Below are 2,487 nucleotides of genomic sequence, written 5' to 3'. Positions count from 1 at the left end.
CTCGAAGTCGAGCTTCGCGTAGTCGGCCAGCCGCTGGTTGTCCTGCGGCACGACGACCTTCAGTTCGTTGCCCTTCGTGACGACGAGCGGCGCATCGGCCTTCGGGCTCACGCAGATCCAGTCGATCGATTCGAGCACCGGCAGCGAACCGTTGGTCTCGATCGCGATCTCGAAGCCGGCCGCGTGCAGCGCGTCGACGAGCGGCTGGTCGAGCTGCAGCATCGGCTCACCGCCCGTGCAGACGACGAAGCGATTCGCTTCGCCCTCCGGCCACAGGCCGGCGATCGTCGCGACGAGCGCGGCGGCGTCCTTGAACTTGCCGCCGTTCTCGCCGTCGGTGCCGACGAAATCCGTATCGCAGAAGCGGCACACGGCCTCCGCACGATCCTCTTCGCGGCCCGACCACAGGTTGCAGCCGGCGAACCGGCAGAACACGGCCGGCCGGCCCGCATTCGCGCCCTCGCCCTGCAACGTGTAGAAAATTTCCTTGACCGCGTAAGTCATCGTGCTTCGTCCGGCTCGCGCCGCTCGTTGTCGATCAGAATCCGTTGTCCATCAAGCGCTGCCCGCGCGAGCCGCATCACAGCGGCGCTTCGGTCACCCGCTCGCCCTTCAGGTAAGCCTCGTAGCCGCGCTTGCGCAGCTTGCAGGCCGGGCATTCGCCGCAGCCGAAGCCCCAGTCGTGCAGTTCCGCGCGCTCGCCCACGTAGCACGTGTGCGTCTCGACGCGGATCAGTTCGACGAGCGCGTCGCCGCCGAGCTGTTCGGCGAGCTGCCAGGTCTGCGCCTTGTCGAGCCACATCAGCGGCGTCTCAAGCACCATGCGCGTATCCATCCCGAGATTCAGCGCGACCTGCAGCGCCTTCATCGTGTCGTCGCGGCAATCGGGATAGCCCGAGAAATCGGTCTCGCACATCCCGCCGACCAGCACGCGCAGCCCGCGGCGATAGGCGATCGCCGCGGCGATCGTCATGAACATCAGGTTGCGGCCCGGCACGAACGTGTTCGGCAGGCCGTTGGCCGTCGTCTCGATCTCGATCGTGCGCGTCATCGCGGTATCGCTGATCGCGCCGAGCACCGACAGGTCGATCATGTGATCGTCGCCGAGCCGGTCCGACCACGCCGGAAACCTGTGCTTCAGCGCTTCGCGCACGCCTTCGCGGCACTCGAGTTCGACGCGATGACGCTGGCCGTAATCGAAGCCGAGCGTCTCGACCGTCTGGTAGCGTTCGAGGGCCCATGCCACGCACGTGGCGGAGTCCTGCCCGCCGGAAAACAACACGAGCGCGCCGTCTTTAGCGTCTGTCCGAATCACCGTGATACTCCGTGAATGTGTAGGCTCGCGTCGCACTGCGCCCCGAGGCCGGCTGCCGCCGGACGGCCCGACGCGACCGGCCTGCGCCGGCTCGACCAGTATAGGCAGCGCGGTCGGCCGCGAATGCGGCGGCGCGCTTATACCGCTCATCGCGCGGCATCGTTGCCGCGCGCCACGACAGGCGCGCCGCGGGCAGCCTGCCATGTGCATGAAGCGATGCGCTAAGTCATTGAGCGGGCACGGATTTTATCATGCCCCGGCGAATGCTGCCGGGCCCGCCGCCCACGACACGCGATACCCATCACAAACGAAAAACCCCAAGAACCTTCCGATTCTTGGGGTTTTAAATGCTGGTGGCCTGGGACGGAATCGAACCATCGACACGCGGATTTTCAATCCGCTGCTCTACCAACTGAGCTACCGGGCCAACGAAGAATGAAAGTATATCGAGCTATTCGCCCCCGGGCAAGTGCTTTCGCAAAATATTTTACAGCGCACCTTCGGACGGCTTCTTGCCGAGCTCGACGCCGAGCTGCTTGAGCTTGCGATACAGGTGCGTGCGCTCGAGGCCCGTCTTCTCCGCGACGCGCGTCATGCTGCCGTTCTCGCGCGCGAGGTGATACTCGAAGTACGCGCGCTCGAACGCATCGCGCGCTTCGCGCAACGGGATGTCGAACGGGATCGCCGCCGTCTGGCCCGCGAGGCCGAGCGCCGACGCCATGTCGTCGCCGAGCGTCGGCAGCGCCGCCGCGGACGCGACCGTCGCCGGCCCCGCGGCCTGCCCGCCGCCCGCCTTCGCCGCCGCGTTCGCGGACACCGGCGCCGCGCCGCGGGCGAGACCGTGCTCGACCGACTTCAGCAGCTTCTGCAGCGCGATCGGCTTTTCGAGGAAATCGAGCGCGCCGATCTTGGTCGCCTCGACGGCGGTATCGATCGTCGCGTGCCCGGACATCATGATCACGGGCATCGTCAGCAGCCCCTGCGCCGCCCATTCCTTGAGCAGCGTGACGCCGTCGGTATCGGGCATCCAGATATCGAGCAGCACGAGATCGGGCGCCTGATTCAGCCGGTATTCCCGCGCGGCCTGCGCGTTCTCCGCCGCCTCGACGACATGTCCTTCATCGCTGAGGATCTCCGAGAGCAATTCCCGGATGCCCATTTCATCATCTACC

3 protein-coding genes and 1 tRNA gene are annotated in these 2,487 nt (G+C 66.3%); all 4 read right to left on the bottom strand.

Annotation, left to right across the window (positions count from 1 at the left end):
- The coding region (queE, locus tag JMF90_RS33305; protein ID WP_201326017.1) for a 7-carboxy-7-deazaguanine synthase at positions 1 to 504 on the bottom strand (504 nt) is incomplete at its 3' end.
- Between the two features lie 76 nt (positions 505 to 580).
- Entirely contained in the window at positions 581 to 1,315 is a 735-nt protein-coding gene (gene queC / locus JMF90_RS33300) for a 7-cyano-7-deazaguanine synthase QueC (protein ID WP_006482568.1), read from the bottom strand.
- A 351-nt stretch (positions 1,316 to 1,666) separates the two neighbouring features.
- Positions 1,667 to 1,742, bottom strand: a tRNA-Phe gene (locus JMF90_RS33295).
- 60 nt (positions 1,743 to 1,802) lie between these two features.
- On the bottom strand, positions 1,803 to 2,487 hold a 685-nt coding region (esaR, locus tag JMF90_RS33290), incomplete at its 5' end, for a response regulator transcription factor EsaR (RefSeq protein WP_201326016.1).

The organism is Burkholderia sp. E168m23, from assembly GCF_016586125.1.
Classification (GTDB): Bacteria; Pseudomonadota; Gammaproteobacteria; order Burkholderiales; family Burkholderiaceae; genus Burkholderia; species Burkholderia orbicola.
Note: the sequence above shows the minus strand (reverse complement) of the source record. Positions and strands in the feature narration are given on the sequence as shown.